At 55.3% G+C, this 25,994-nt stretch carries 25 protein-coding genes; 11 read left to right on the top strand and 14 right to left on the bottom strand.

From position 1 onward, the window contains the following. The first annotated feature begins 306 nt into the window (after nucleotides 1-306). The 3 genes from NHG65_RS12500 (at nucleotide 307) to NHG65_RS12490 (ending at nucleotide 2,858) form a co-directional block, all read left to right on the top strand. Entirely contained in the window at nucleotides 307-600 is a 294-nt protein-coding gene (locus NHG65_RS12500) for a hypothetical protein (protein ID WP_207976928.1), read from the top strand. A 364-nt stretch (nucleotides 601-964) separates the two neighbouring features. After that, nucleotides 965-1,177 carry an osmotically-inducible lipoprotein OsmB gene (osmB, locus tag NHG65_RS12495; protein WP_085116717.1) on the top strand — a complete coding sequence of 71 codons (213 nt, stop codon included), beginning with the start codon at nucleotides 965-967 and terminating at the stop codon, nucleotides 1,175-1,177. Between the two features lie 442 nt (nucleotides 1,178-1,619). After that, entirely contained in the window at nucleotides 1,620-2,858 is a 1,239-nt protein-coding gene (locus NHG65_RS12490) for a putative porin (RefSeq protein ID WP_499183409.1), read from the top strand. Between the two features lie 31 nt (nucleotides 2,859-2,889). Here the strand turns inward: NHG65_RS12490 and NHG65_RS12485 are convergent, their stop codons facing one another. Together NHG65_RS12485 and mrdA are read right to left on the bottom strand one after the other, a co-directional pair. Further along, the gene (locus NHG65_RS12485; RefSeq protein ID WP_099061951.1) at nucleotides 2,890-4,608 is read right to left on the bottom strand and encodes a penicillin-binding transpeptidase domain-containing protein; all 1,719 of its coding nucleotides are present in this window, start codon (nucleotides 4,606-4,608) and stop codon (nucleotides 2,890-2,892) included. Nucleotides 4,609-4,710: 102 nt separating this feature from the next. Beyond that, nucleotides 4,711-6,636, bottom strand: coding sequence for a penicillin-binding protein 2 (gene mrdA, locus NHG65_RS12480; RefSeq protein WP_198404388.1), 1,926 nt, complete (start codon nucleotides 6,634-6,636; stop codon nucleotides 4,711-4,713). A gap of 293 nt (nucleotides 6,637-6,929) precedes the next feature. Here mrdA and NHG65_RS12475 point away from each other — a divergent pair, with 293 nt between their 5' ends. Next, on the top strand, nucleotides 6,930-7,211 hold the full coding sequence (locus NHG65_RS12475) for a YjcB family protein (RefSeq protein ID WP_085116713.1): 282 nt from the start codon (nucleotides 6,930-6,932) through the stop codon (nucleotides 7,209-7,211). A 264-nt stretch (nucleotides 7,212-7,475) separates the two neighbouring features. Beyond that, nucleotides 7,476-8,264 carry an acyl-ACP--UDP-N-acetylglucosamine O-acyltransferase gene (gene lpxA / locus NHG65_RS12470; protein WP_219016135.1) on the top strand — a complete coding sequence of 263 codons (789 nt, stop codon included), beginning with the start codon at nucleotides 7,476-7,478 and terminating at the stop codon, nucleotides 8,262-8,264. 12 nt (nucleotides 8,265-8,276) lie between these two features. Here lpxA and NHG65_RS12465 read toward each other — a convergent pair whose 3' ends face one another. The 8 genes from NHG65_RS12465 to NHG65_RS12430 all read right to left on the bottom strand — a co-directional run bounded on the left by NHG65_RS12465 (nucleotide 8,277) and on the right by NHG65_RS12430 (nucleotide 16,534). After that, complete coding sequence (locus NHG65_RS12465) at nucleotides 8,277-9,224, bottom strand: oligopeptide/dipeptide ABC transporter ATP-binding protein (protein ID WP_261426684.1); 948 nt, start codon at nucleotides 9,222-9,224, stop codon at nucleotides 8,277-8,279. Continuing rightward, nucleotides 9,214-10,218 (bottom strand): ABC transporter ATP-binding protein, encoded by a 1,005-nt coding sequence (locus NHG65_RS12460; RefSeq protein WP_099061946.1) that lies wholly within the window; start codon nucleotides 10,216-10,218, stop codon nucleotides 9,214-9,216. The genes NHG65_RS12465 and NHG65_RS12460 overlap by 11 nt, the downstream gene beginning before the upstream one ends. Beyond that, complete coding sequence (gene ddpC / locus NHG65_RS12455) at nucleotides 10,218-11,105, bottom strand: D,D-dipeptide ABC transporter permease (protein WP_099062081.1); 888 nt, start codon at nucleotides 11,103-11,105, stop codon at nucleotides 10,218-10,220. Before ddpC ends, NHG65_RS12460 begins: the two co-directional genes overlap by 1 nt. A 5-nt stretch (nucleotides 11,106-11,110) precedes the next feature. Further along, nucleotides 11,111-12,127: an ABC transporter permease gene (locus NHG65_RS12450; protein WP_085116706.1), complete on the bottom strand. Its 1,017-nt coding sequence runs from the start codon at nucleotides 12,125-12,127 to the stop codon at nucleotides 11,111-11,113. 256 nt (nucleotides 12,128-12,383) lie between these two features. After that, entirely contained in the window at nucleotides 12,384-13,934 is a 1,551-nt protein-coding gene (locus tag NHG65_RS12445) for an ABC transporter substrate-binding protein (RefSeq protein WP_499183408.1), read from the bottom strand. Between the two features lie 35 nt (nucleotides 13,935-13,969). After that, the gene (gene ddpX, locus NHG65_RS12440) at nucleotides 13,970-14,533 is read right to left on the bottom strand and encodes a D-alanyl-D-alanine dipeptidase (RefSeq protein WP_499183407.1); all 564 of its coding nucleotides are present in this window, start codon (nucleotides 14,531-14,533) and stop codon (nucleotides 13,970-13,972) included. A gap of 18 nt (nucleotides 14,534-14,551) precedes the next feature. Then, a complete protein-coding gene (locus NHG65_RS12435) occupies nucleotides 14,552-15,424 on the bottom strand; it encodes a MurR/RpiR family transcriptional regulator (protein ID WP_099061943.1) in 873 nt (290 codons plus the stop codon). 246 nt (nucleotides 15,425-15,670) lie between these two features. After that, nucleotides 15,671-16,534: a GNAT family N-acetyltransferase gene (locus NHG65_RS12430; RefSeq protein WP_499183406.1), complete on the bottom strand. Its 864-nt coding sequence runs from the start codon at nucleotides 16,532-16,534 to the stop codon at nucleotides 15,671-15,673. Nucleotides 16,535-16,680: 146 nt separating this feature from the next. Here NHG65_RS12430 and NHG65_RS12425 point away from each other — a divergent pair, with 146 nt between their 5' ends. From NHG65_RS12425 to NHG65_RS12410, 4 genes are all read left to right on the top strand, one after another. Continuing rightward, nucleotides 16,681-16,914 (top strand): type II toxin-antitoxin system Phd/YefM family antitoxin, encoded by a 234-nt coding sequence (locus NHG65_RS12425; protein ID WP_012145071.1) that lies wholly within the window; start codon nucleotides 16,681-16,683, stop codon nucleotides 16,912-16,914. 22 nt (nucleotides 16,915-16,936) lie between these two features. After that, on the top strand, nucleotides 16,937-17,269 hold the full coding sequence (locus NHG65_RS12420; protein WP_499183405.1) for a type II toxin-antitoxin system RelE/ParE family toxin: 333 nt from the start codon (nucleotides 16,937-16,939) through the stop codon (nucleotides 17,267-17,269). 231 nt (nucleotides 17,270-17,500) lie between these two features. Beyond that, the gene (locus NHG65_RS12415) at nucleotides 17,501-18,331 is read left to right on the top strand and encodes a mannosyl-3-phosphoglycerate phosphatase-related protein (RefSeq protein WP_499183404.1); all 831 of its coding nucleotides are present in this window, start codon (nucleotides 17,501-17,503) and stop codon (nucleotides 18,329-18,331) included. Further along, nucleotides 18,324-19,538, top strand: coding sequence for a glycosyltransferase family protein (locus NHG65_RS12410; RefSeq protein WP_012145068.1), 1,215 nt, complete (start codon nucleotides 18,324-18,326; stop codon nucleotides 19,536-19,538). Before NHG65_RS12415 ends, NHG65_RS12410 begins: the two co-directional genes overlap by 8 nt. Nucleotides 19,539-19,566: 28 nt before the next feature. Here NHG65_RS12410 and NHG65_RS12405 read toward each other — a convergent pair whose 3' ends face one another. Then, nucleotides 19,567-20,904, bottom strand: a complete 1,338-nt coding sequence (locus NHG65_RS12405; protein ID WP_499183403.1) for an IS4 family transposase — start codon at nucleotides 20,902-20,904, stop codon at nucleotides 19,567-19,569. A gap of 200 nt (nucleotides 20,905-21,104) precedes the next feature. Here NHG65_RS12405 and NHG65_RS12400 point away from each other — a divergent pair, with 200 nt between their 5' ends. Then, on the top strand, nucleotides 21,105-22,301 hold the full coding sequence (locus NHG65_RS12400; RefSeq protein WP_499183402.1) for a multidrug efflux MFS transporter: 1,197 nt from the start codon (nucleotides 21,105-21,107) through the stop codon (nucleotides 22,299-22,301). Nucleotides 22,302-22,353: 52 nt separating this feature from the next. Here NHG65_RS12400 and NHG65_RS12395 read toward each other — a convergent pair whose 3' ends face one another. Together NHG65_RS12395 and NHG65_RS12390 are read right to left on the bottom strand one after the other, a co-directional pair. Next, nucleotides 22,354-22,791: a VOC family protein gene (locus tag NHG65_RS12395; protein WP_129934718.1), complete on the bottom strand. Its 438-nt coding sequence runs from the start codon at nucleotides 22,789-22,791 to the stop codon at nucleotides 22,354-22,356. An 18-nt stretch (nucleotides 22,792-22,809) separates the two neighbouring features. Then, nucleotides 22,810-23,679, bottom strand: a complete 870-nt coding sequence (locus tag NHG65_RS12390) for an AraC family transcriptional regulator (RefSeq protein ID WP_261417162.1) — start codon at nucleotides 23,677-23,679, stop codon at nucleotides 22,810-22,812. Between the two features lie 177 nt (nucleotides 23,680-23,856). On the opposite strand from NHG65_RS12390, the gene NHG65_RS12385 reads away from it, so the two are divergent. Further along, complete coding sequence (locus NHG65_RS12385) at nucleotides 23,857-24,774, top strand: DMT family transporter (RefSeq protein WP_499183476.1); 918 nt, start codon at nucleotides 23,857-23,859, stop codon at nucleotides 24,772-24,774. Here the strand turns inward: NHG65_RS12385 and NHG65_RS12380 are convergent. Beyond that, nucleotides 24,731-25,981: an alpha/beta fold hydrolase gene (locus tag NHG65_RS12380; RefSeq protein ID WP_499183401.1), complete on the bottom strand. Its 1,251-nt coding sequence runs from the start codon at nucleotides 25,979-25,981 to the stop codon at nucleotides 24,731-24,733. The genes NHG65_RS12385 and NHG65_RS12380 overlap by 44 nt on opposite strands. Nucleotides 25,982-25,994 lie beyond the last annotated feature (13 nt).

The raw sequence follows: 25,994 nt of genomic DNA, 5'->3' as shown, positions 1-25,994 counted from the left end.
TGTCCTTTGAATTATTGTGCAGAGGTCTCTGTTCATAAGCTATCTCGCCCCGGATATACTCACATTATGTTCAAAGTTTAATTTTGTTTCACATGGAACATGTGCCACATCTGTTTGATTTAAATGGAAATATATAATTTAATATATTTTAAAAAGCAATTATAAAAAACAAACAGCAGGAATGAAGTGGTGAGAAAACTCCCGTTTGTGCAAAAATAATGGACGCAGCTTATCGTTATCGCGAAAGCATTATTAAAAATAGATACATATGGTTAAATTGTTACATATTTGTTTCAGGGGAAACGGGTGAAAATTAAAACGAAGAAACATCTCAGCACCTCACTCATAAAAAACACGCCAGTGATTTTTAAAAAAATGCAGTCAGCTAACAGAAATTTCACCCTCCAGAAACATCAACGGGGGATATTCAGCAATTTGATATCTTTGACTATCAATAGCAAGATGACGACATCAACGGTGAAAATAAAAAGGACACCTATTCAGTGGTTTGAACGCTATGCCTGGCATGGCGTATTTATTGTCAGCGGCTTATTTTGGCTGGTGGTCTGTGGGTTTATTTGGTTTCTGAGTTCACTTTAAGTCAATCATTATAAAATAACTTCAGTGCCCTCTCTTGAGGGCAGAAGGCCCTGTCTCTTCCCTCTAATGCAAACCAAGGCATGCCGTTGTCAATGTCGCTCGTAACTCGTGTAGATCTGCTGGCCAGTCCTGTTAACCGGCCCAGTGCCGGTGACATGCCGTTGTTTCGGTCCTGCAGTCAGGCTGTTCATTTTATCGTCATAACGAATGCAGGAAGCCGATCGGCAAAATCCGAATGCTAAAAATTAAGAATATTTACCTATTCTAATTTCTTTCGCAGGAATACATTCATCTCAACTTTTACCGGCCGATTAACCAGTGCTTTCTTTGTCTGTTAATTAGGCAACTTTACCAGGAAACTCTTATGAACATTAAACGTGCTGCAGGCGTAATGGTTGTTATCATGGCAACGCTTTCCGTGACTGCATGCGGAAATATGTCTCACCGCGATCGCAACACTGCTATTGGCGCCGGCGTAGGTGCATTGGGTGGTGCAGTATTGACCGACGGCAGCACGCTGGGGACCTTGGGCGGCGCAGCGCTGGGCGGCATCATCGGTCACCAGACCAGCCGCTGATCCTTACAGCAAGAAATATCAGTTTCAGGTCGGTTATTGTCTGTTTAAAGTAATCGACCTGAAACCTATGCCATTCCATTATTTATTAATATTAAAGAAACTCAGTAGTGGTTTTTATTACCCCTAATAAAACCCAATCAGAATAACATTCCAGGTCCTACCCACGCACTCCCTCACCTTTCCATGACCTGACAACTGACCTTTCGTGAGCAATGTTCGCTTTATTCGCACTGCTATTTTTATTTCTTGACTTACACCATGTCAGGATTATAGTTCCAATATTAAATGTGGAACAAAGTTTCACATTTGAAACTTACTCAAAGTTAAAATAATAAATACTTAACCAAAACTTGTCTCATATATAAAACCCAAGCAACGCTTCCATTATTTTATGGCGGAACGCGCTCGTTTTTAAAAAGTCAGTCTTGATCAGGGGAAAGCCATGCGTAAGGCCATCATCATAACTTTACTTTTATCACCAATGAGTTACGCCAACACCACCACACCAGACAAGGATAAACTCGTCACCGGGTCGCCGGTAAAAAAGAGCAGCCCGGTATTTCCTCACCTTCATTGGCAAAGCGAAGATAATAAGAAAAACATTGATATCGGTGGAGCATTGCGTGCCAATTACCGCTATGAGGATTGGGGTAGTAGCAATTATCGCAACCCGCCGCACTTGCGTTTTGACGCCTTCCGCATCGACACCAGCGCCAATTATAATGACGCATTCTTTGATTCTGGTTTTTGGTTTCAGGATCACCGGAAATACGCTATCGACCGTGCTTATGTCGGTTATCACCTGACTGGCAACTCGGACCTACAGCTTGGCGCGCCGTTCAAACCCTTTGGTTTGCAGCCCTATCCCCAGTTTGGTTGGTCCTACGGCATCCCGTTTTACCTCGGTTTCGGTGTTAATAACGGGCTGGGTGCCAAATATCAATACCATGACAATGCTTGGGCGTTCGATGCAGCCTATTTTCCCCGCATGATGCCGGCGGGCGTGCGCTATGCGCCGGAGGTGGGTAATTATGACGATCTGAAAAACACCAACTACGGCTCGCAGCATTTGCAATCCAACGAGAAACGCGACCAGGTTAACCTGCGTCTGACGCGTGAATTCCATCAGGGTGACTGGAACAACGAGCTCGGCGGCTCGCTGGCGGGCTCCCGGCTCTATAATCATGCCACCGGCGATAATGGCTCTTTCTGGGCGGCAGGCCTGCACGCGTTGGTGAACCACGATCCATGGCATCTGTCGACCCAGGTTATCCGTTATTCTTATGATGCCAAGGGGCCTGAGGGGGCAAACAACTCGGTGATTCTAATGGGCGGCAACGGCCTGACCCCAGCCTATTTGATTCCGGCGCAGGCCACTACCGCGTCTATCAACCTGGCACGCGATGTCGAAGTGCCCTGGGGACCGGTAAAAAAACTGCGCTTTTATAACGACTACAGCGTGCTGTGGAAGGATAAGGACGGCGGGTCAGACTCTAAAATGAATACCCTGGGGGTACAGATCTTCGCCATGCCGGTGATGGTTTGGGTTGATTTGACCTGGGCGCAAAATGCCAACCCCTGGGGTGGAGCCGAAAACGCCACCGGCTGGACCAGCACCCAGTCCTCCGGCAGCAATAAATGGTATTTTCGTTCCAACGTGAACATCGGCTACTATTTCTGATCCGGTCCCCCTCCATCGAGGGGGCTTTGCGTCACCCCTTAACCTGAGATACCACCTTCAACGGCTGGGCATCCGGCAGGATGTTCATATGCTCCAGTACCTGAGCCATAATTTTGCCGAACACCGGGCCGGCCACCGAACCACCGAAGTGCTTACCGGCTTTCGGGTTGTTGACCATCACCACCAGCGCCACCTGCGGATCGCTGGCCGGGGCCACACCGGCGGTGTAGTTGATATACCCGCCGTCGTATTTCCCGTTGGTCCCCATTTTCTCGGCGGTACCGGTTTTAATCGCCAACCGGTAACCCGGCACCGCGGCGCTGAGGCCACTGCCGCCCGGCAAGGCGTCGCTTTCCATCATATGCACCACGGTTTTTACCGTATCTTCCGGCAGAATGCGTTGTCCCATCACCGGTGGCGTGACCTTGGTGATCGATAAGGGTCGATAAACCCCATAGGAACCGATAGTGGCATATTCACGCGCCATTTGTAGCGGCGTCACACGTAGCCCATAGCCAAAGGAGAAGGTTGCACGTTCGATATCCGCCCAGCGCTCACGGTGCTGCGGCAAGTAGCCGCTGCTCTCGTTACCGATGCCCAGATCGGTTGGCAGCCCCAGACCAAAGCTTTTGTAAACCGCCGGCAGTACGGTGGCAGGCAGCGCCAGTGCGATGTGTGAAACGGCAATATCACTGGATTTTTGCAGTACGCCGGTAATGGTCAGCTTCGACCAGTGGCCCACGTCCTTGATCAGGTGGCCGTTGACCCGGTAAGGCGTGGTATCCAGCACGGTATCCGGCTTAATCAAGTGGTGCTCCAGCCCGACCATCACCACAATCGGTTTCACCGTAGAGCCCGGCTCGAAGCTGTCACTGCTGCATACGTTACGAATGTCTTTCGTTGGCGTATTGGCATAGTTGTTTGGGTTAAATGACGGGTAGCTAGCCATGCCCAGCACTTCACCGGTATTCACCTTCACCAACACCGCACAGCCGGAGTCGGCCTGATTCGCCACCACGCCGTCGCGGATCTGCGCATACAACACGTATTGGATGAATTTATCGATGCTCAGCGTGACGTTCGGCGGTGGCACAGGGTCGACGTTTTTGATCACGCCAATCACCGCCCCGCTGCCATCCTTCTGGTAGACGCGGACGCCGTTCTTGCCTTGCAGCAGGTGGTTAAAGCCCAGCTCAATGCCTTCCAGTCCCTGATTGTCCTGCCCGACAATACCGATCAACCCGGCGGCATCCTGACTCATCGGATAAAAGCGGCTGAAGTCCTGCTCCGTGCTGACACCGGTTAAATGCAGCTTACTGATATAGCTGGCATTATCATCTTCAACCTTACGCGCCAGATAGACAAATCGCTTATGGGCGTTAGTCTGGATTAGCTTCTGCACCTCGGTCAGTGGCATTTTCAGCACGGTGGCCAGACTCTGCCAACGTTCATTAGTCAGATCGGTATGGGTGTCGAGAATATGCTTGGGATCCAGCACGATGTCTCTTGAAGACACGCTGACGGCCAAAGCTTCACCATTGCGATCGGTGATCATCCCCCGGTTGGTCGGCAGCACCTGGGTGCGGATCGAACGCTGATCCGCCTGGTCAGCCAATTGCTGATGCTCCAGCAATTGTAAGTAGCCGACCCGGAACGCCAGCAGGAAAAAGCACACCAGAATCCCGGCGCAAATCCAGCCAAAGCGAAGGGTGGAATAATTTTTACCGCTTTTTTTTGTTGATGGCGCCACTGTTAACCCTGCGTTTTTATTAAAGTTATGTAATGATTTCAGTCTACCCTGACAAAAATCTTTAGAAGATTGCAGTTTGTAAGAAAGTAAAAACAAACGCGTTTAGGGTTGCACGTCCGCACTGTCGTTTAACTCCGGTTTAACTTGCCGATCGTCCGCAGCCTGTGGCGCATTAGCCGGGTCAAAAATATGGTCGAGGATCGCCCGGGCGGTCGGCCCTGCAACCACGCCGTCACCGCCGCCGTTTTCCAAAATCAGTGCCATGGCCACCCGCGGATTTTTATAGGGGGCGAACAGCGTATAGAAGATATGGTCGCGCAACCGCACTGGGATCATCTTGGCGTTATAGGTCTGATTTTCTTTCAGACCGAACACCTGTGAAGTACCGGACTTGGCGGCGATTTGGTATGACGCGGTGTGGAACAGTTTGTAACCGGTGCCGTTCGGCAGGTTGGCCATGCCGTACATGCCGTTGCGTACGATGCCCCAATACGGTGATTTGGCATCACCAATCTGCGCGGTTTGTACCGGCGGCTGATAGCGGCTGACCCGGTTGCCCTGCTTCATCGAATACAGCAGATGCGGTGTTTTCACCTTGCCGTTATTGATCAGCGTGGTTAATGCCTTCACCATCTGGATCGGCGTGGCGACCCAATATCCCTGGCCAATCCCTACCGAGATGGTGTCACCCTGGTACCAGGGTTTTTTATGCACCCGCTGCTTCCATTCGCGGCTTGGCAGCACGCCACGATACTCTTCATTAAGATCGATGCCGGTCGCCTGACCGTAACCAAACTGACTCAGCCAACTGTGAATACGGTCAATGCCCATTTCATACGCCACCTGATAGAAGAAGGTATCGGCAGACTCTTCAATCGCCTTGGTCACATTCAGCATGCCGTGGCCGCTTTTTAGCCAGTCACGGTAACGGCGTTGGGTGCCCGGCAAGGTCCAGGTCGGGGCACCAAAGAAAGTGGTGTTGGGGGTGATCACCCCGGCAAACAGCGCAGAAGTGGCCATGTAGGGTTTCACGGTGGAGGCCGGTGGATACAGCCCCTGCGTAACGCGGTTAATCAGCGGTAAATCGGGATTAGCCAGCAGAGACTTGTAAGCTGGATAACTGATGCCCTTCACGAAAGGGTTGGGATCGTAACTGGGGCTGGACACCATCGCCAGAATGCCGCCGTCACGCGGATCCTCAACCACCACCGCCGCACGCTGCCCCTTCAACACGGATTCAATGTACTGCTGCAACCGCAAGTCGAGCGTCAGGTAGATATTCTTGCCGGCCTGCGGTGGTTGCTCCTTCAGCAGGCGTATCACCCGGCCGTGGTTGTCCACCTCCACTTCCTGATAGCCGGTGGTACCGTGCAGCTCAGACTCATAGTAAGCCTCAATGCCCTGCTTGCCGATATTGTGATCGGCGGCATAGTTCTCGCTAAGGCCTTCTTTATCCAACCGTTTCAAATCACCGTCATTGATTTTCGATACATAACCCACCACATGCGCCAGCTCGGCACCGTACGGATATTCACGTTGCTGATAGGTATCGATGGTTACCCCGTCAAAGCGGTATTGATTGACGGCAAAGCGCGCCACTTCCGTTTCGGTCAGCCCGTTTTTTAGCGTCACCGGCTTATAGCGGCCATTGTGGTGCATGTCATCGCGAAAGGCGGTGATGTCTTCGGGGGTCAGATCGACAATCGGCGTCAGTTGTTGCAGCAGCGCGGTCATATTGTCGATTTTGCTGGGAATGATCTGGATTTGGTACAGCGTAATATTGCGCACCAGCGGGGTACCATTGCGATCGAAGATCAGCCCGCGGCTGGGGGCAATCGGCACCATTTTGATGTCGTTTTGATTAGATCGCGTTTGGTAAAACCCATGCTGTTTAATCTGCAAACGGTACAGGTTGGCGACCAGTACACCAAAACAGGCGACAACCAGCACCATAGCCACACTGGCACGGCGGATAAACAGCATTTCCTCTGCGGAATGGTCACGAATTTTATCTTGTAATAGGGCCATGCGTGGCGAGCTACCTGTCTGACGTCACACTTTCCCAAGATAAATCAGGGCAGTGAAAAGTCGGCAAGCATAGCGTTATTGCCGAAGGCGCCCCATTAAAAGGTTGCTAATGAAATGGCATAAATGTTTCAGCATGTTGGAATGTTACCAAATGCCGATTTTTCTCCCGCTCAGGGATTGAGCCGCCGTTTGCGCCAGTGCTACAATGTGACACAGATCACACTATTCCATTTTTGCCCGCACAAACCTCCCGGCGCCCTGCCGGTTGCGGCTTTTTCCAAGGACCATGTTCGATGAGTGCCATTGCCACAGGTTTTATTATGATGCGCTGGGAGTTACTGAGCGCCGTTATGATGTTTATGGCCAGCCAGCTAAACGTCGTTTGCCGTAAGACCAGCCGCAACGGTATGGCATTTATGTTCAGCAGCCTGGGGTTGTTCACCACCTGCTGGTTCGTCATGGGCTTGATGGGCATCAGCTTCAGTCAGGAAGGTTTTGTGCTTTTCTGGTCCCACGCCTGGGACATGTATGTCGAAGTGGTCAGCAACACTCCCACCGACTGGCCCATGCCCTGAGCCTGTTGCCGATCTTCTGTTTACCGCCGGTGGTAACATTCCGTTATTACCTAAAGGTTCATAAAATAAATAAAATATAAAGTAGCAGTCTAAGGCGTCTACCGGCTTATGCTGGCCCCAGACAACCTTGTCACACCGACGGGAAGGCAAACTTCCTGCCCACACTTTCCTGTTCCCCCCTTAATTAATCCAGAATCCGGCTTAATAATTAACCGATGACTGGCATGGCTGATGGATAGCCACGCGCCGCCATCAGGATGCGTCATGATTTCTCCCTCTGCCCGTATTGCCGACAACAGTGTGATTGAGCCCGGCGTGATTATCGGTGCCCGCGTGCGTATCGGCCCCTTTTGCTACATTTCTGCCGGCGTTGAGATTGGTGAAGGCACCTCGATCGCTTCACACACGGTGATTAATGGCCTGACACGCATTGGCCGTGACAATGTCATCGGGCCGTTTTCCTCGATCGGCGAAGCCAGCCAGGATTTGAAATATGCCGGTGAGCCGACCACGCTAACCCTCGGCGATCGCAATCGCATCGGCAAATATGCCACCCTGCATCGCGGGACGCTGCAAGGCTGCCAGCGAACCATTATCGGTAATGACAATGATCTGCGCGACAATGTGCATGTGGCCCACGACTGTATCATCGGTGACGGCACTTACCTCGGCGATCACAGCGGTTTGGCCGGGCATGTTGAACTGGGCGATGCCGCCTGGATCGGCGCCCGGTGCGCGATACATCAATTTTGCATTATCGGTGCCCATGCGCGGTTAGACGACCACTCCCTGGCGGTGCAAGATCTGCCGCCTTTCGTACTGGCTGCGGGGCAGCGCGCCAAACCCGGTGGTGTACACCTGTCCGCCCCGGCTTTTTTGGCCGCCGACCCGCAACAGCAGCGGGTGATTCACTCGCTGTATGACATGATCTACCACCGGGCCATGGCGCTGGAGGATGTCCGGCAAGAAGTCATTCACCTCAGCGTGGAATACCCGCTGTTGAGCCTGTTCCACGATTTCTTTACACGTTCGACGCGCGGTATTATCCGCTGATCAAAGAGGCCGTTATGCCACCTTATGGCAACGCACCGCCGTACCTGCCAGATTGACGCGCAGGTTTTGTGGCAGTTGGCAGCCTTCTCCAGCGTAGGGACAGCGTTCACGGAAAAAACAGCCCAGGGGTAACTGGCGGTTACCCGGCAGTTCGCCCTTGCGATCTTCAATGGCACTGTCGCTCAGCGAACGGCCGGCACGGGGCACCGAATCCAGCAACAGCCGGGTATAAGGATGCTGCGGCTGGCGCAGTACCTGCGCGGTCGGCCCCAGCTCAACGATTTGCCCCAGATACATCACCGCCACCCGGTCGCTCATGTGCTGGATCACCGAGACGTTATGCGAGATCAGCACATAGGTCAGGTTGCGCTGGCGCTGCAGTTCCACCAGCAGATTGAGGATCTGCGCCTGCACCGAGATATCCAATGCCGAGGTCGGTTCATCCAGCACGATGATATCCGGCTGTGAGGACAGCGCACGAGCAATGGAAATGCGCTGGCGCTGCCCGCCAGAAAACTCGTGCGGCAGCCGGTCAATCGCCTCCGGCCGCAGACCGACCTGTTGCGCCAGTTCTGCCGCCTGTGCTCGCCGCTGAGCCACGCTGTTATGCTGCTGTACATACACAGGTTCGGTGATAATGCGCCACACCGGCAGGCGTGGATCGAGCGACGACTGCGGATCCTGAAACACCATCTGCATGCCGCTACCAAACCAGGAACCTTGGTTACGTGCACGCAACAGTTCGCCGCTGCTGGGCTTCAACAACCCCATCAGCAACTGCGCCAGCGTACTCTTGCCGCAGCCGGATTCGCCGACGATACCCAGGGTTTCCCCACGCATGATATTGAGATCCAGCCCATTGAGCGCATGCACATACTCTCGCGGCTTACCGCGCCAGTTGTAACTGGCGGGAAAGCGCAGCCGCACGTCGCGCAGTTCCAACAGCGCTTCAAGGTTCATTTCTTACCTCCAGTTCGATTGACTGCGGATGCCAGCAGGCCACCCGCTGGGTCGGTTCAGCGGCCAATGGCAGCAGCGACGGGGTTTGTTGGCACTGGGCGTCGGCGTAGCGGCAGCGGTTGCTGAAGGCGCAGCCCGGTGGCAACGCACTGAGATTGGGCACCGTGCCGGGAATAGCCCGCAGCAGGCTGCGCGGTTCGGCGCGCTCCGGTGCCGCCAGCAACAGCCCAATGGAATACGGATGGCTCGGGTGTTCAATCACTCTGGCGGTAACCCCGCTTTCAATCACGTGCCCGGCGTACATCACATACACCCGGTCACAAAGCTGCGACACCACCGCCATATCATGGGTGATAAACAGCACCGCCGTACCGCTGGCGCGAGCTTTCTGCTGTAACAAACGCAGCACCTGACGCTGCACCGTGACGTCCAGTGCGGTGGTGGGTTCGTCGGCGATAATCAGCTCCGGCTCACAGGAGAATGCCATGGCGATCAGCACCCGCTGGCGCATACCGCCGGACAGCTCAAACGGATAACGCTCCATCACCCGCTCCGCATCGGCAATTTGCATCTCCCGCAGCAGTTGGATCGCCTTGTCACGGGCCGCTGCCGCCGATAACCGCTGATGCAGACGGATCACTTCACACATCTGGCGACCAATCTTGCGCGTCGGGTTCAGCGCGCTCATCGGCTCCTGAAAAATCATCGACACTCTGGCCCCCCGCAGTTGGCGCATTTGTCGTTCGCTGGCCTTCAGTACGTCGGTACCCAACATCTCCAGCGAACCGCCGGTCACGCTGTAGCCATCCTCTGCCAGCAGGCGCAGGGTCATCATCGCGGTCACCGACTTGCCGGAGCCGGATTCACCCACCACGCCGACAATCTCACCGGCCTTAACCTGCAGTGAGACACGGTTCAGCGCTTTGACGCTGCCGCCGTAGACCGGAAATTCCAGTTGCAACTCATCGATAGATAAAACGGTAGTTTCACTCATCAGCGCCCCCGAGCTTTAGGATCCAGCAGATCGCGCAGACCGTCGCCGAACAGGTTGAAGCCGGTGGCGGTGATCAGGATCGCCGTACCGGGAAAGGCTGAATACCACCACTGGTCGAGCACATAGTTACGGCCGTTGGCCACCATCGCACCCCATTCAGCGGTCGGTTGTTGGGCACCCAGGCCGATAAAGCCCAGCGTAGCCGCCATCAGGATCGCGGTGCCAATGTCCAGCGATGCCTGCACCACCAACGGCGGCATTACGTTACGCAGCACATGCCAACCGATCAGGTGCCAGCGGGAAGCGCCAAAGGTACGCGCCGCCTGCATGTAGGCCTGGTGGCGTAGCGTCAACGTCTGGCCACGCGCCAGTCGGACATAAAACGGAATGCGCACCACCGCAATCGCCAGCATGGCATTGAACAGGCTGGGCCCGAGCGCGGCCGCCAACGCCATGGTCAGCACCAGCGAAGGCACCGACAGCATGATGTCCATGCAACGCATGATCAGTGCATCGACCGTACCGCCGATCACGCCGGAGAAACAGCCAAGCAGCGAGCCAATGCCCCCCGCCAGCACCACCACTGCCAGCCCGGCGGCCACCGACTGTCGGCTGCCGACCAGCACCCGACTGAACAGATCTCGGCCCACTTCATCGGTGCCGAACCAGTGGTTGGCAGAAGGCGGCAGCAAGCGCGCGGTCAGGTCAATCGCATCCGGGTTGTGCGGTACCAGCCACGGTGAGAACAGCATCAGGAACAGCACGACAATCATGATGGCGGCGCCCAGCAGCGTCAGCGGGCTACGCCGCACCCGGTACCAGGCACGTCGCAGGCTGATAAAGCGTAAGGTCGGTTGTGTTGCCGACGGTTGTTCGATTTGAGTCATCGTCATTATCCCTCGCGCCCCATTCGCGGGTCGATCCACAGGTAAAGCAGATCGACGATCAAATTAACCATCACGTAGGCGAAGGACACCACCACCGCAAAGCCCATTACCGCCGGGAAATCCAGCGCCTGTATAGAATCCACCACGTAAGCGCCCATGCCCGGCCAGGCGAATACCGTTTCGGTCAGCACCGCACCGTAGAGCAGATCTCCCAATGCCAGCCCCAACACCGTTACCGAGGGGATCAACGCATTCGGCAATGCATGACCCAGTACCACTCGCCAGTGTGAAAGGCCGTTGGCGCGCGCAGTACGGATGTAATCTTCCCCCAGTTGTTCGAGCATCGCCGAGCGGATTTGCCGCGCGACCACCCCGAGGTGAACAAACGCCAGCGTCAGCGCGGGCAAGATCAGATGCTGCAGGCTGTTCCAGAACGCCTCGCCGTTGCCGGTCAACAGGGAGTCCAGCAGGTAGAAGCCGGTGATATGGGTGGGCGGATCCAGCCAGTCGTCCAGCCTGCCGCCGCCGGGTAACAGATTCAGTTGGCCGTAAAAAAGGATAATGACGCCCAGCCCCAGCCAGAACGCCGGGGTGGAGATGCCAGTTACCGACAGCAGTCGTACCAGATGATCGGGCCATTTATTGCGATAAACCGCCGACACCACGCCGAGCGGCACCCCCAGCACTATTGCCAGCAGCAAGGCGCAAAAAGCCAGCTCCAGCGTGGCGGGAAAGAAGGCACGCAGATCCTCCAGCACCGGGCGGCCGGTGCGGATGGAGGTACCCAGATCGCCATGCAGCAGATCCAGCACATAGCGGCCAAATTGCACATATAACGGCTGATCCAGGCCCAGTTGCTGGCGAATGTGCTGGACGATTTCCTCGCTGGCACGGTCGCCGGCCAGTAACCGCGCCGGATCGCCGGGGATCAGGTGCGAGATGGTAAAGGTGATCACGCACACCCCGAACATCACCAGCACCAACCCCCAGCAACGCTGACGGATAAGGCTCCAAACGTTCATAGCGATTTCCCATGGTGCAGGGGCAGCCAAACGGCTGCCCGAGTTAGATAGCAATGTTGTATTTGAACCTGAGATACTCGGGCCTAGCGCACCGTGGGGCCATTATGGGACACGTCCATGTGTCCCACCCTACGGGCCGACGGAAGTCGTTCCAATTTGCTCCCGGCAAATTGGTCGGCGGTTTCACCGCTACGACCCCATCGGCACGCTCTCCCTAATAACTGGCTTTGTTAGCTGTCTGAAGCAACCAAACAAATTACTTACTCATCTGCCCAACGTTGAACACCTGCTCCAGCATCGGGTTATACACAAAGCCCTTCACGTCTTTGTTCATCGCCACCTGGTAGTTTTTCTGGAACAGATAAACATAGGCCGCCTGGTCGATGACGATTTTCTGCGCCGCCTGGTAATCGGCGGTACGCACCTGTTGATCGGACACCGAGACCGCTTTCTTCAACAGCGCGTCTACCTGCGGATCGCTGTAGAACGAACGGTTGCCCGGCAGCCCTTTCTTGTCGGATTCGAACCAGTAGTTCATGAACATGTAGGGGTCGGCAAAATCCGGGCTCCAGTTGCCGATGGCGATGTCGTAATTCCCCTGGCCGATGCGGTCACGCATGGTGGCATTGGCCAGTTTCTCCAGTTTGACGTTGATGCCCACCGTCGCCAGGCTGGCCTGCACCGAGAGCGCAATCGCCTCCCAGTTTGGGTCGCTGATCGAGTACAGGAAGTTCAGTGAAGCGGGTTTATCCTTCACTGCAGCCAGAGCCGCCTTGGCCTTGTCCGCATCCTGGCTGTATTGCTGCGCGTTGGCATCGTAACCCCACATGCCTTCCGGGATCGGGCCACGCATCTGTTTACCGTTGCCGCCGAGGATGCCCTTCACCATGCCCTGGTAATCCACCGCGTAGGAAATGGCGCGGCGCAGATCGACCTGGTTCAGTGGCGCTTTGCCGTTGTTAAGGTACAGATAGGTCACCCGCAGTGACGGATACTCATTGACCGCCACCTTGTTTTCACTCTTCAGTGCCGTCAGTTGGTCAATCGGCAGCGATTCGGCAATATCCAGGTCACCGCGTGTCAATTGCAAACGGCGGGTAGCGCTTTCACCGATGATTTTCACCGTCACCCGTTTAAACGCCGGTTTGGCCCCGCTGTAATGTGGATTCGGCACCAGCACCAGTTGCTGGCCTTTTTGCCAACGATCCAGCTTGTAAGCACCAGAACCGGCGCTGTGGTTGGCCAGCCAGGCTTTGCCCTCATCCGCCGGATTGGCCTTGGCAATCGCCGGGTTAACAATACCGGCCCCGTCGTTGGCCAGGGTGTACAGGAATGGCGCAAACGGCGTTTTCAAGGTAAAGCGTACCGTCAGCGGATCCACCACCGTGACCTGTAAATCTTTCGGGAAGGCTTCGGACGGGCCCTGACCAATCTTCATCAGGCGTTCGAACGACCACTTCACCGCTTCGGCATTGACGTCCGAACCATCATCAAACTTGTTGCCGGGTTTGAGTTTAAAGGTCCAGACCAGCTGATCGTCAGAAGCCGTCCAGCTCTCGGCCAGCTCACCTTCCACCTGGGTCGAGCCTTTGCCACCTTCGGTTTTGTACTGCACCAATCTTTGGTAAGCTGGGTAAGTCACCGTCCAGTCGTTATTATCAATAGTGACCGCCGGATCCAGCGTTTGCGGGTCGGCCGCCTTGCCAATTACCAGCATGTCCTTGGGGACCGCCGCCTGCGCCTGACCTATTACCGCCAGGCCCAACGTCACTGCAGCCGCCAAAGCGGCGTATTTGATCTTATTCATAAACAAAGCTCCTGATGCGTTGAATGTGTGTTGTTTTAATCGTAAGAAAAACAGCCGAAGCGATCGGCCAGCAGCGGGTAATCCCCGGCGTTGGGCAGCTCAAAGTGCCACCATTCGCTGGCGATACCGCGAAAACCTCCGGCGGCCATCACCGCATTCAGCAGCAGCCGGTTGCGCTGCACCTCCGGAGGGAAATCTGGGTAAAACGGGTGGGAGCCTTCGCTCATCTCATCAAAGGCGGTGCCCATATCCAGTACCGCGCCGTCCGCATCCAGTAGCGTCACGTCGATCGCCACACCGCGGCTATGGTGCGAACCGGTTTGCGTGCTGGTGACATATTGTGGGTCCGGACAGGCCAGCCACAACAGCGCCTGCGCCCGCTGCGGCCGATAGGCGTCGAACACCAGCAAGGAAAAACCGGCCAGCTTCGCCGCCAACAGGCAGCGCTGTAGCCCCGGTAGTGCATCGGGATGCAACAGGCAGCGGTTTTCCAGGTAAATCGCCCGGCCGGTCAGATTGTCGGCGCTGGCGTATTTCAAATCGATCGGCAGCCTGGGAAAGGCCTCAGCCAGATCGATTAAAGTTACATTGTCATTCATTGCGTTTTCCCATAGCGGTTAAGATTCAAATTGCCCCAGCTCTTTTTGCAGGCTGCGGTTATTGGCCAGCCGTTGTTCCACCGCTGTGCCGCCCTGTTCCAACACCGAAGACAACAACAGGTTGAACAGGCAACTGAACGGCGCCAGCGAATCCCAAAACTGGCCGGTATCGGTTTTCACCTGCAGCAGGTCAATCGGGTAATCCCGTGCCCACGGGCAGTAAATATCAGTGATCAGCGCCAGCCTTAGCCCACGCGCACAGGCCGCCTGACAGTATTTCTGGGCGATGGTGGAATAAGCGCGAGTGTCGGTAAGCACCAGATAAGGCGTGCTGAACTCAGAGTTGAGTGATTCCACATAGGTGCCGGACAACCCGTCGGCGTAGTAGACCTTGGGGCGCAGGTATTCCAGGTGGCTGTAGAAGGCGTTGGCGATGCCGCGCGTCGATTGAATGCCGATCACAAATACCGCTTCCGCCTGCGCCAACTGTCGGCTGACCTGAGCAAAGGCTTCGCCACCGGCCAATTGATAAACCTGTTCGATCGCCTCCAGTTCCAGGGTTAACGACTGACGAAGCTTTTGCGGTTGCGGCTGTTCACGCCGTTGGCGATAAGCTCCCAGGCGATCGGTCACGCCCCAGGGCTGGTACAGTGCCGTCCCCTGTTCACGCAGCGTGCGTTTCAAATCATCAAGATTGCGGTAACCCAGGCTGCGCAGGTAGCGCCCCACCGATATGCCACTGGTGGCGGTACTGCGGGCGATGCTGTCGGCCGTTTCAAACGGCACCTGCGCCAGATTGGCCAGCAGGTAACCGGCGATGCGTTTGCCGGTCGGGGTCTGTACCGCAAATGACGCTTCTATTTGCGCGATCACATCAGGATGCTCTGCCATAGTTCGCCCGCTGTTGTTGAGTTGTCACCAAACCACCTTCTGTTACTCAGGTAACAGAGATTGATGATGACAATGCATGGCCTGTGCCAATTGCGGACTACTGGGGAAAAATTCTCGCGCGGCGGCGGACGGCGGTGCAGGAACGGCAGAACCTGCGGTTACAACATAGTCATCAGTTGATAACTATTGCACAACATTTGGGCAATGCATCTGGCAATGCACCGCCGTGAACCCTTAATTTCAATTTTATGACCAGGCTTGCGAAACCAATGCAAAAGTCTGTGTAAGAGAACAATCCGGACTATGAGGTGTGTCACGAACCATAATAGTAGGCGTATCAACACAGGGTAACCCCCGCTCAATCAACCATTCGCCAAGACCGGTGTCCAGCGGTGTATCCACCCGTACAAACTGACCGCTGCAAGGCTGGCACAAGGCATCAATCAGGGCAATGGCCCCCGCAAGCTCAGGGGCAACCACCGGGCCAATCATGCTGCCATAACCAAAACGACGCCGCAGGGCAAAACCGACGGCAATCCCCTGCCGCTCCAGCACCAGCGCCTGCCCGGCATTTGCCAGTAACTCTACCAACAGCAGTTGACGCTGCATGCCACTGGCAAGCAAATCCAGCTCACTCAATAAGGCAATATCCGCAGGTAAAGCCGGACGAAGACTTAGCCCGTTTGGCAAAGGTGCGGCATCGCGGGCTGGCAACTCCCGGCATTGATGCTGCGCCAGGGGGCCTTGTTCGACAAAACCCAATTGCTGATACAGCGGCTTGCCCTGATCGCTGGCCACCAATTGCAGCTGATAAGTGCTCAATGGTGCCATCAACTGCTGCATCATCGCCCTGGCGATGCCTTGCCCCCGGTGCTGCTCGGCGACAATCACCAGCCCCAGCGTGGCACGGTGTTCGCCCCACAGCCAGCGTAGCGCACAACCTGCTACCTCACCGCTGGCCTCGGCAATGACGCCGCCCCCCAACGACCACGCCTGCTGCCAATCCTCCAGCCGATGGGGCCACTGCACCTGCTGTGATAGCCCGAATACGGCCGGCAGATCTGTTTCGACCATGGGGCGCAACTTAATGGTCTGATTTTCCTGGGGCACGTTTGCCTCCTGATTCAATAAACATAGGGTCAGTGGGTGGCGAGAATCGCCCTATCACAAAGTATCAGATTTGGTTCTGTCTGGCGCATTGCTTGTGGTCTTAATATGGACTAAATTTGACACATTCGTTCTGCAAGGAGATCAGTATGAAAGTTGAAACCATTAGCTATGTAAAGAAACACGCCGCCGCGCTCGATTTGTCTGAACCCATTTTGGTTACGCAAAATGGCACACCGGCTTATGTGATCGAGTCTTATGAAGAGCGCAAGCAACGTGATGACGCTATTGCCCTGCTTAAATTGCTAACGCTGTCTGAAAAAGACAAAAAAGAAGGGAAAGTTTATACCCGCGACCAGTTACTGGCTGATATAGATAACTAATGCGGTAAAAAGGAGATGTCGCATGAAGGAACAGCTTGATATTGAGTATACCGCAACGGCAAAAAGCACCCTGGTCGAGATTATCCGTCATCTTAAAGCCAATAATGTCCCTCCGATGCCTTTAGTGGGCGAAATCATCAACGCGTTTGAAGCAAGGGTAAGTCAGTTCTCAACCGGTTGTCAGATATGCCCTGAACTTTTAAAGATTGGCTGCGATAAATACCGTGAATGTAATACGGTAAATGGCTATCGCGTCATCTATTCGCTCGAAGATCCACTCATTACCGTGCACGCTTTTCTTGCACAAAAGCAGGATATTCAGCAAATATTATTCAATCGACTGATTGCGCCCTAAGCCCACCGGGCTCCCTGATACGCCCTCATTTTGCCACGCAAAAGCAAAAGTTCCCTGCCACCCGCGGTGGCCAAAACTTGCGCCCTCGCCGATAACCCGTTAGGGTTAATTGTGATTTGCATCACAGTTTTAAGATGCGTGCGGCGATAAATCCCCCTCTTGCTATCCCGCGTTAAAACAAAGTAATCCGCCTATTTATCAGCGAATTGTGCACGATAGAATGGAGATGAAATGCTGAAACTGAGTCCCGACCTGTTAATTTTTACCGATCTGGACGGTTCACTGCTGGATCACCACAGCTACCGCTGGCAAGCGGCGCAGCCCTGGCTGGATCGTCTGGCACAAGCCCAAACGCCGCTGATCATCACCACCAGTAAAACCGCCGCTGAGGTCTGCACGTTGCAACAGCAACTGGGGCTGAGCCACTGGCCCTTTATCGCCGAAAACGGCGCGCAGATTGTGTTTCCCGAGGGATGGCACGACCAACCCGACTACCCGGCGAAAACCCTGGGTGCCGATTACCACAGCCTGACGGCAACCTTGCGAGCATTGCGCCACCAGACCGGTTTCGCCTTTCAGGGATTTGCCGATGTGGATGCCGCGACGGTGGCAGACTGGACCGGCTTAACCCTGACGCAAGCCCGCCAAGCACGGCAACGTGCCGGTTCTGAACCGCTTCGTTGGGCAGGCACCGATCGCCAACTTGAACACTTTCGCACCCTGCTGGCGCAACACGACCTGCATCTGACCCAGGGGGGGCGCTTTTATCACCTGATGAGCCGAGAGGTCAGCAAGGGCAATGCTGCCCGCTGGCTGACCGCGCGTTATCAATTAATTCGGCGTCAACCTTTAACCACCCTCAGTCTGGGCGATGGCCCCAATGATCTCTCCTTGCTGCACGCCAGCGATCTGGCGGTATTGATCCGCGGCCAGCAGGCCCAACAGCTTAACTTACCGAACGACTTCTCCGGCCGGCTGTACCGCACGCAACAGCAAGGCCCACAGGGCTGGTGCGAAGGATTGGATCATTTTCTGCTTAACGGGAGATCTCAACATGAGTGAATTTTACCAGGACGGCATCATCACCAACTTCCACAATCTGGCCCAACGTGACTTGGCCGAGCTGGAATATGAGCTGCAGGTGTTCTCCGGCCGCAACACCATGGGGTTGATTTTGCCTTCGCTCTATTCCGAACTGGAAGGCCCGGCGCTGGACAAGATCGTCGATACGCTGGCACAGGTGCCCTATCTGGAGGAAATCGTGATTGGCCTGGATCGCGCCAACCATCAGCAGTTTCTGCACGCCAAAGCCTTCTTCTCGCGCCTGCCACAGCGCCACCGGATTTTGTGGAATGATGGGCCGCGCCTGACGGCGATTGCCGAACAGCTCAGCGCCGAAGGACTGGCACCCAACGAGCCGGGCAAAGGCCGCAACGTGTGGTTCTGCGTCGGCTATACCCTGGCATCGCGCCGCAGCAGCTGTGTGGCGTTGCACGACTGTGACATTGTCACCTATGATCGTCGCATGCTGGCGCGCTTATTGTACCCGGTGGCCAACCCGCAGTTTCATTACGACTTCTGCAAGGGCTATTACGCACGGGTGGCCGGCGGCAAGCTGAATGGCCGCGTGGGTCGGCTGCTGGTGTTTCCGCTATTGAAATCACTGCAAAAGGTCTATGGCAACTCGGATTTTCTCGACTATCTGCGCAGCTACCGCTACCCGCTCTCCGGCGAGTTCGCCATGCGTACCCATATCCTCAATGACCTGCGTATTCCCAGCGACTGGGGCCTGGAGATTGGCGTGCTGTCGGAAATCCACCGTAATACCGCCACCAACCGCATCTGTCAGGTCGATATCGCCGACCATTACGACCACAAGCATCAGCCAATGTCAGAAGATGACCCGAACACCGGCCTGCAACGTATGGCGAGCGACATTACCAAGGCGTTGTATCGCAAGCTGGCGATCCAGGGGGTGCCGATCACCAGTGATTCTTTCCGTGTACTGCGCGCCACTTATTACCGCACCGCGTTGGATATGATCGACGCCTTCGAGCACGACGCCAAAATGAACGGTCTGGGCTTCGATCGTCACAGTGAAGAATCGGCGGTCGAGCTGTTCTCCCGGGTCATTTCTCAGGCGGGTCACGCCTTTAGCGAAAATCCCGGTGACAAACCCTTTGTGCCGAGCTGGAACCGCGTACAGTCCGCCTTCCCGGACATTCTGCAGCGGCTGTATGACGCCGTAGAGCAAGATAATCAGCAGTAAACGCGCCCGCCGTTTGGCGCAATGCCGTTCACTTAAGTGGTGAGGCATAACGATTCACCGGATAACGGGTTTTTGATATCTTAACCGCCCTCGGCCTTGATGGTCGGGGGCGTTTTGTTATGAACATCGCCTCCAAACTCCCCCTCAGGTGCATCAGCCGTTTCGGTATCGTTCCGGGGGATACCGTATTACCCAGCACTATCAGTTCCGTCGCTATTACCCCAAAAGCAAATTTAAAACTCATCTCCGACGGCGCTCTTTTATACTGTTTTGCCGTCAGCGCCGCTTCCCGCCTGATAAGGTTGTAAGCCAGCAGCAACCCCCACACTTCCTGATGCAGCAACTCCACTTTGCGGCTTCTCAGCACCATCGCATTACTCTGCAGGCTGCTTTTGATATTGCGAAAACCCACTTCGATTCCCCATCGGGAATGATAAAGCTCCGCCACCGCTTTGGCCGGATAACGATCCGCAGGCAATGAAGTCAGCACGGTTTTCTCCACACCGCCGATATCGTAACTGACCGCCCGGGCATGCCAGGACTCAGGAAGGGCCGGGTTTTGCTTTCGAGCCTGCGCAGAGACTTTCATTTTTAGCAGACGGTCGCCCGCTCCGTAGCTTTCCTGCACGTCTGCGACCATCCCTTTGCGGGCAGGCAGTAGCCAGTGGCGATTTTCGCCGCCATGGTTCACCCCTGTTAGTAAATCCGCACTAAAAAATAGCTTATCAAACAGGGTGATGGAGTTATCCGGTAACGCCTTAATCAGGTCATGCGCCAACCGGGTCTCGCTACACCGGTAAGGCCCGGTGACCGCATCCAGCAGAACATGACTGCTCAGGTTCATCAACGCCACCAGACGCATCACCGGAAAAGGACTCTGTCGGTCTGTAGAGGTGTTACTGGAACCAAAATGCGCACGAAGTTCCGGTTCATCGGGCGTACGCAGTTGTGCACCGTCGACGGCAAAGAGCTGCAATCCTCTCCAGTCATCTTTGGGATAGCGTTCAGTCCCCCAGGTTCGTGCTGTCTGGCGAAACAGCCATTCAACAGGGGCAGCACCGACACGCTGGCGTGCCTGTGTAATGGCGCTGCGTGCCAGAAGCTGCATGCCGGCTTCGCCATCGGCACTGAGGTTAAGGCGGCGGACAATATCGGTAATGGGCTCATTACGAAAGAAGGCCATACAAACGACCATCCAGACCACCATGTCCCCGGGCAGGCGGCGGCGTCTGACGGTGGCATGGGTAGACAGAGAAAGGCAATGCTGGAGCCATTCAACAGGAAGATGTTCAGCAAAAATCTGCGCAGAAGGTGGCGGTAACAAAGGATGGTCGCTAAAACTGAGCAGGTCATCGAGAAGTGGCATAAGAAAACGGCTCCCTGTAATGGAAGCCGTTATATTGCCGCAGATTAAGGATCGGTCAACCGATCCTTAACTGATCGGCATTGCGCCGTTTGGCGGGTTTTACTTTTGTTCACTGATTTCGCCCAGCAGCGCCTGATAACCGGTGTTATTATTACTCTGCTCAATAAACCCCTCCAAATTCAAAGTGGTACGACAAGCTGATGGAAGCGTGGAAACTCAATCTGATCTCGGTCTGGCTCGGCTGTTTCTTCACCGGGCTGGCAATGAGCCAAATCCTCCCTTTTCTGCCGCTGTATATCGAACAGCTCGGCGTCAGCGGCCACCAGTCTCTGAGCATCTGGTCCGGTCTGGTGTTCAGCGGCACTTTTTTGGTCTCGGCGCTGGTATCACCGCTGTGGGGCAGCCTGGCTGACCGCAAAGGGCGTAAATTGATGCTGTTGCGTGCTTCGCTGGGGATGGCGGTCGTGATTGCGCTGCAAGGCATGGTGACCAACGTATACCAGCTGTTTGCACTGCGTGCTTTGATGGGCCTGACCTCCGGCTATATCCCCAATGCCATGGCGCTGGTTGCGTCGCAGGTACCGCGTGATAAAAGCGGCTGGGCTTTGGGCACCTTGTCTACAGGCCCGGTGTCCGGAGTGATCGTTGGTCCACTGCTGGGCGGCCTGATGGCTGACCATTTGGGGTTACGCGTGGTGTTTTTCGTCACCGCCGGGCTGATGTTTGTCAGTTTCCTGATCACCCTGTTCCTGATAAAAGAACGCCGTATCGACGTGAAAAAAGCCGATCGGCTAAGCGGCAAAGCGGTATTCCAGTCGCTGCCCTATCCGACGCTGATTGTGACGCTGTTTATCAGCACACTGATGATCCAGTTGGCCAACTCTTCCATCAGTCCCATTCTGACGCTGTTTATCAAGGATTTGTCCGGTGATAGCGGCAATATAGCCTTTATTAGCGGTATGATCGCCGCCGTTCCCGGCGTTGCCGCATTGATTTCCGCACCGAGCCTCGGCCGACTTGGCGATCGTATCGGTACCGCACGTATTCTGTTGGCGGCGTTGGGGTTAACCACGGTGCTGTTCGCCATCATGGCGTGGGTGGAAACACCGCTACAGCTGGGGATCCTGCGTTTTCTGCTGGGTTTTGCCGACGGCGCCTTGATGCCTGCCGTGCAGACGCTGCTGCTGAAGTACTCTTCCGATCAGGTCACTGGCCGTATCTTCGGCTATAACCAGTCATTTATGTATCTTGGTAACGTGGTGGGTCCGCTAATTGGCTCTGGCGTTTCGGCACTGATGGGCTTCCGCTGGGTGTTTGCGGTAACGGCGGTGCTGGTGCTGATTAACTGTCTGCAGGTACGTAGCCAGTTTAACAAGGTCGAGGGCGTACGGAAGTGATCAAGAGGGCCACTACCGCGGCCCTGTCGTTCTTAAAAAACGTTGGCAACGGTTAATCTCGCAGCCAGGGGGTAAAGGTCACACCGATCAACAGCCCTTCCGGGCTGAGCAACCGGGTAACGCTCTGACCCCAGGGCTCTTCACGGTTGGCGATCAGCAAACGATAACCGCGATCAATCAACCCTTGCGTCGCCAAGGCCATATCGGCGACGTCAAACTCCATCCACGCCTGGGGTACCGGTAAATCGGCCGGCCATTGCTCACTACCAAAGCACGACTGTGCGGCCTGCGCCAGCGGCCACAGGGCGAAATGTTTCACCCCCTCCAGCGCGCCATGCTCGGTCAACAAATAATCGGCATTGCCGTCCATCGGCTTAAGCGGTAGCCCCAGCGCGTCAGCATAAAACGCCTTGCTGTGCTCAGTTTGTTGGGTAATCGGCCCAAATCCGGCGACAAACAACACGCCTAGTCCTGCGAACTGCTGTTCCATGTTCTCTCCTGTTGGCTATCAACGCCCCAAACGCATTTGCATCGGGGCAATTCCGTAGGCCGCTTTGAAACGGTTGCTGAAATGGCTGGAGGAGCTGAAACCGCACTCCAGCGCAATCTGCGTCAACGGCAGCAGGCTGTGGCACAACAGTCTTTCCGCCTGCTGCAACCGCGCACGCATAACAAACTGGTGTGGTGCCAGACCGGTGTCATGTTTGAACATGCGAGCAAAATGGAACTCACTCAGTCCGGCCTGCGCAGCCAAGTCTGCCAGCAATAACGGCTGGTCGAGATGCTGCTCAATATACTCTTTCACCCGTCTGGCAACCGTCGGAGCCAGACCGCCGCGCACCTGCGGCATCGCCCATTGCAGTTGGCTATAGCGCTGCACCAGGTGCGACATCAGCAAAGTGGTGGCACTGCTGAGCGCCAGTTGGTTGGCACGTTCTTGCCAATTGCAGTTAAGTAAAAACTGGCGATACAGCAGCGTGATTTGGGGATCTTCGCCAAAGGCGCATTGCTCGAGGTTAATTGACGCCGGGCTGCGATCCCAGGTTTGTTCCACCACCTGGCGCAGGTGCTGGTCGGTGCAGTATAGATGCACGAAAGATAAATCGCTGCGCACATCCCAGGTAGATTCATATTGACGCGGCATAATACAAAAACGGTCTGGCCCACCGCCGTTCTTCCAGCCACCCGGCACCTTTTGATAGCACTCATAGCCGTCGGCGACATACAGGCTCAGCGTATGGTGATTAGCGCTTTCCTGAGTAATGCGATCGTTGCAGTTTGACCAGGCGGCCAATTCCACGCCAGAAGCCAGTTGCACACTGTTGTGCAACCGCGCTTTATGCTCCCGCAGGGTTTCAAACGCCTTATAGCTGGACATTGCCGCCTCCGTTTCTCAATCCCTCCAGTGTAGAGAGAGGCACTGCGCCACACCAGCCGTCAGCCCGCGCTTTTGCCAAAAAAAGCGCAAGAATATGCAATTGTACGCAAAGCGCTGAAAGCACGGCGGCCTGCAACAACGGATACTGAGCCGGTCTATTGTTTACTGGAGTCTATGATGAACACGCTGTTGTACCTTGCCGTAGTGCTGATCTGGGGCACGACCTGGATTGCGATTACCTTGCAGCAGGAAGGGCCTGTAGCCATTCCCGTTTCCATCAGTTACCGCTTTGTGGTTGCTGCGGGAGTGATGTTGGTGATTCTGCTACTGGCACGCCGCCTGCGCCGTATTGCCCCGCGCGATCATGTGTTTTGCATCCTGCAAGGCTGCTGCGTGTTCGGCTTTAACTTTTACTGCTTCTACCATGCCGCTGCCTATATCAGCAGCGGACTGGAGTCGGTAATTTTCTCAATGGCGGTGCTGTTCAACGCCGTTAACGGAGTGCTGTTCTTCCGCCAGCGCCCCAGCCCAAACCTGCTGCCGGCGGCGGTGCTGGGCCTGAGCGGGATCGTCGCCCTGTTCTGGCAGGATCTGTCCGCCACACAGCTGGCACCGGAGCTGTTGAAAGGCATCGGGCTGAGCGTTCTGGGCACCTACGGATTCTCTTTGGGCAATATGATCAGTACCCGTCACCAGCGGCGCAGTCTGGATATTCTGTCCACCAATACCTATGCCATGAGCTACGGCGCGATCCTGATGGCGCTGATTGCCCTGGCTCAGGGCGCATCGTTCCAGATTGAGTTCAGCAACCGCTATATCGGCTCACTGCTGTATCTGGCGATATTCGGCTCAGTGATTGCCTTCGCCGCCTATTTCAGCCTGCTGGGTCGTATCGGTGCCGGTGCAGCGGCGTACAGCACCCTGCTGTTCCCTCTGGTGGCGCTGAGTATTTCGACAATTTATGAAGGCTACCAGTGGCACCTCAATGCGGTGATTGGCCTGTGCCTGATCCTGCTGGGCAATCTGGTGATGTTTGCCAAACCGGGCAGCCTCACGGCTTTGTGGCGTCGCCGGGCGGCAACGTTACCCGAATAAAGTGCTCAATGGCCACCACCAGTTCGCTGGCGGCCTCCAATGGAGGATGATGCCCTACGCCATCCATCATTAATAGACTGGCATGAGCAATACCACCCACCATCTCCTCACTGAGTTCCGGTGGCGTGGCAAGGTCTTGCGTCCCACAAATGACCAGCGTAGGTGCCGTTATCAGCGACAACAGATCACGGGAATCTGTCCGTGCAATCACCGCAGCATCAATCGCCAGCGTTAAACCTCTGCGGTCGTGTCGCAGCATCACCGCCCGTTCTCTCGCCATGGCCTGCGGATGATTAAGCCGCCAATCAGGTGCATTTACCTGTTGCTGCACCTTCAGAAAAGCGGCCTCACAATCTTCAACGCTACCCTGCGAGATAATCGTCTTTAAACGCGCCCAGTCAGCCTGGCGTTGCGAGAATTCCTCACGCGCACTGGTTCCAATCAATATCAATCCGGACAACAGTTGCTGATGCCGTGCAGCCAAGCGGATCCCAACCATCCCACCCTGGCTTTGCCCAATGAATATCACCGGGCCAAGGGAAAGCTCGTTAATCATTAACGCTAAATCTTCTGCAATATCATCCAGCGACCACCCCAGGTGATTAAAACTGCTTTCTCCGTGGCCCGGCATATCAAGGACAATGCAGCGATAATGCCTTTCAAGCACGGCGACCTGCTCGGCAAAAATATTGCGTTCGACAAACAGACCATGGGCAAAAATAAGCACGGGCCCCTCCCCACGATCCGAATAGGCGTACTCGGTGTTATTCAGGCGGATCCTCTGTCGTTCCCAATCGTGGGTAGAATCAAAAGCGCGCGCCAGCAACGCTGAGTCTTCGAAAATCTGATAACGTGCTATCAAACCATCACGGATCCGGAAATAAAGCATAAAATCGCTGCCTACACTGCGGCCGGTAGAAATCACATGGTGGCGGAAATATCCGCTCACCATGACGCTATCATTCGACGCCAACCAGTTATCCAACCGGAACACCCGCGGTTGAAAACGCTCAGGGAATGACTGGAGCCACTCGCGCACACGTTCACGCCCCTTGAGTAATCCAACGGTTGAAACCTGGGTGACACCGTCAACATGCCACACAACATCGTCGGTCATCAGTCGCAACGCCCCATCAACATCCCCTTTTCCAAATGCACGGATATAGCGCTGCACAACCCCGATATTGGCTGAGGTAAGGTCTGTCATGTGATACTCCTTT

Origin of the sequence: Serratia myotis (genome assembly GCF_027474885.1) — a bacterium.
Lineage (GTDB): Bacteria > Pseudomonadota > Gammaproteobacteria > Enterobacterales > Enterobacteriaceae > Serratia > Serratia proteamaculans.
The sequence above is the reverse complement of the archived record's forward strand: the minus strand, read 5'-3'. Positions and strand labels throughout refer to the sequence as shown.

Coding starts and splice junctions, on each gene's coding strand:
- NHG65_RS12380 (WP_499183401.1), bottom strand. CDS start 25,981: ATGACAGACCTTACCTCAGCCAATATCGGGGTTGTGCAGCGCTATATC.
- NHG65_RS12425 (WP_012145071.1), top strand. CDS start 16,681: ATGAAAGTTGAAACCATTAGCTATGTAAAGAAACACGCCGCCGCGCTC.
- NHG65_RS12490 (WP_499183409.1), top strand. CDS start 1,620: ATGCGTAAGGCCATCATCATAACTTTACTTTTATCACCAATGAGTTAC.
- NHG65_RS12410 (WP_012145068.1), top strand. CDS start 18,324: ATGAGTGAATTTTACCAGGACGGCATCATCACCAACTTCCACAATCTG.
- NHG65_RS12395 (WP_129934718.1), bottom strand. CDS start 22,791: ATGGAACAGCAGTTCGCAGGACTAGGCGTGTTGTTTGTCGCCGGATTT.
- NHG65_RS12445 (WP_499183408.1), bottom strand. CDS start 13,934: ATGAATAAGATCAAATACGCCGCTTTGGCGGCTGCAGTGACGTTGGGC.
- osmB (WP_085116717.1), top strand. CDS start 965: ATGAACATTAAACGTGCTGCAGGCGTAATGGTTGTTATCATGGCAACG.
- NHG65_RS12415 (WP_499183404.1), top strand. CDS start 17,501: ATGCTGAAACTGAGTCCCGACCTGTTAATTTTTACCGATCTGGACGGT.
- NHG65_RS12475 (WP_085116713.1), top strand. CDS start 6,930: ATGAGTGCCATTGCCACAGGTTTTATTATGATGCGCTGGGAGTTACTG.
- NHG65_RS12400 (WP_499183402.1), top strand. CDS start 21,105: ATGGAAGCGTGGAAACTCAATCTGATCTCGGTCTGGCTCGGCTGTTTC.
- NHG65_RS12385 (WP_499183476.1), top strand. CDS start 23,857: ATGAACACGCTGTTGTACCTTGCCGTAGTGCTGATCTGGGGCACGACC.
- NHG65_RS12460 (WP_099061946.1), bottom strand. CDS start 10,218: ATGAGTGAAACTACCGTTTTATCTATCGATGAGTTGCAACTGGAATTT.
- ddpX (WP_499183407.1), bottom strand. CDS start 14,533: ATGAATGACAATGTAACTTTAATCGATCTGGCTGAGGCCTTTCCCAGG.
- NHG65_RS12450 (WP_085116706.1), bottom strand. CDS start 12,127: ATGAACGTTTGGAGCCTTATCCGTCAGCGTTGCTGGGGGTTGGTGCTG.
- NHG65_RS12405 (WP_499183403.1), bottom strand. CDS start 20,904: ATGCCACTTCTCGATGACCTGCTCAGTTTTAGCGACCATCCTTTGTTA.
- NHG65_RS12465 (WP_261426684.1), bottom strand. CDS start 9,224: ATGAACCTTGAAGCGCTGTTGGAACTGCGCGACGTGCGGCTGCGCTTT.
- lpxA (WP_219016135.1), top strand. CDS start 7,476: ATGATTTCTCCCTCTGCCCGTATTGCCGACAACAGTGTGATTGAGCCC.
- NHG65_RS12435 (WP_099061943.1), bottom strand. CDS start 15,424: ATGGCAGAGCATCCTGATGTGATCGCGCAAATAGAAGCGTCATTTGCG.
- NHG65_RS12390 (WP_261417162.1), bottom strand. CDS start 23,679: ATGTCCAGCTATAAGGCGTTTGAAACCCTGCGGGAGCATAAAGCGCGG.
- ddpC (WP_099062081.1), bottom strand. CDS start 11,105: ATGACTCAAATCGAACAACCGTCGGCAACACAACCGACCTTACGCTTT.
- mrdA (WP_198404388.1), bottom strand. CDS start 6,636: ATGGCCCTATTACAAGATAAAATTCGTGACCATTCCGCAGAGGAAATG.
- NHG65_RS12420 (WP_499183405.1), top strand. CDS start 16,937: ATGAAGGAACAGCTTGATATTGAGTATACCGCAACGGCAAAAAGCACC.